Source organism: Phyllobacterium sp. TAF24 (assembly GCF_052113785.1).
Lineage (GTDB): Bacteria > Pseudomonadota > Alphaproteobacteria > Rhizobiales > Rhizobiaceae > Phyllobacterium.
On record NZ_JBFRDN010000071.1, the window covers coordinates 1 to 1,550 of the forward strand.

The following is a 1,550-nucleotide window of genomic DNA, read 5'->3' on the forward strand; positions in this document are numbered from 1 at the left end:
CTCTCCCTCATGGTGAGCTTGTCGAACCACGAACCACTCCCACGCTCTACTGAACCCAGTATTTCCTGCCCATGCTGAAAAAGCCGCGTTGAGTACAGCGCCATGGTCTGTTAGAGCAGGTTTCACATTCATCCGCCCATCGATTGCCAATAGGAACACACAATGATCCCGCGTTATTCGCGGCCCGAAATGGTCGCCATCTGGTCCCCGGAAACGAAATTCCGCATCTGGTTCGAAATCGAGGCTTACGCCTGCGATGCGTTGGCGGAACTGGGCGTTATCCCGAAGGAAGCTGCCGCGACCATCTGGGAAAAGGGTGGCGCTGCGACATTTGACATCGACCGTATCGATGAGATCGAGCGCGAAACCAAGCACGACGTTATCGCCTTCCTGACCCATCTGGCCGAGATCGTCGGTCCGGACGCGCGTTTCGTGCATCAGGGCATGACCTCCTCCGACGTGCTCGACACCTGTTTCAATGTACAGCTAATGCGCGCCAGCGATATTCTGCTTGCTGATCTCGACAAGCTGCTCGTTGCGCTAAAGAAGCGTGCCTTCGAGCACAAGGACACGGTCACTATCGGCCGCAGCCATGGCATTCATGCGGAGCCGACAACTTTCGGCGTCAAGCTGGCACAGGCCTATGCCGAGTTCGAGCGCTGCCGCACCCGTCTCATCGCCGCCCGCGCGGAAATCGCCACCTGCGCCATCTCAGGCGCCGTCGGCACTTTTGCGAATATCGACCCTTATGTCGAAGAGCATGTGGCCAAGTCGCTTGGCATGGAGCCGGAGCCGGTTTCGACGCAGGTTATCCCGCGCGACCGCCACGCCATGTATTTCGCCACACTCGGCGTCATCGCCTCATGCATTGAGCGGCTTTCGGTAGAAATTCGCCATTTGCAGCGCACGGAAGTTCTGGAAGCGGAAGAATATTTCTCCCCCGGCCAGAAGGGCTCGTCCGCCATGCCGCACAAGCGCAATCCGGTGCTGACTGAAAACATGACCGGCCTTGCCCGCATGGTCCGTGCCTTTGCCCTGCCAGCCATGGAAAATGTGGCGCTGTGGCACGAGCGCGATATTTCGCACTCATCGGTTGAGCGCATGATCGGCCCTGACGCAACGATCACCCTTGATTTTGCCTTGGCCCGCATGACCGGCGTTATCGACAAGCTGTTGGTCTATCCTGACAATATGTTGAAAAACATGAACAAGTTCCGCGGCCTTATCCATTCCCAGCGTGTTCTTCTGGCTCTCACACAGGCAGGTGTTTCGCGTGAAGATTCCTACCGCCTCGTCCAGCGCAATGCGATGAAGGTCTGGGAACACGGCAAGGATTTCCTCGAGGAACTTTTGGCCGATACGGATGTGCGCGCTGCCCTGCCCGAKGAAACCATCCGCGAAAAATTCGACCTTGGTTATCACACCAAGCATGTCGATACGATTTTCAAGCGGGTTTTTGGCGAGGCTTGATTGCTGGGTGGCTGATTAAGTTGTGTTGGGGTGCTCACCCCCCTCTGTCCTGTCGGACATCTCCCCCACAAGGGGGGAGA

General features: G+C 57.3%; 1 protein-coding gene. It reads left to right on the forward strand.

The genetic code is table 11. The annotated features are described in order from the left end of the window. Positions 1-162 precede the first annotated feature (162 nt). Positions 163-1,470, forward strand: a complete 1,308-nt coding sequence (purB, locus tag AB4Y96_RS26360) for an adenylosuccinate lyase (RefSeq protein ID WP_441920979.1) — start codon at positions 163-165, stop codon at positions 1,468-1,470. The last annotated feature ends 80 nt before the right edge of the window (positions 1,471-1,550 follow it).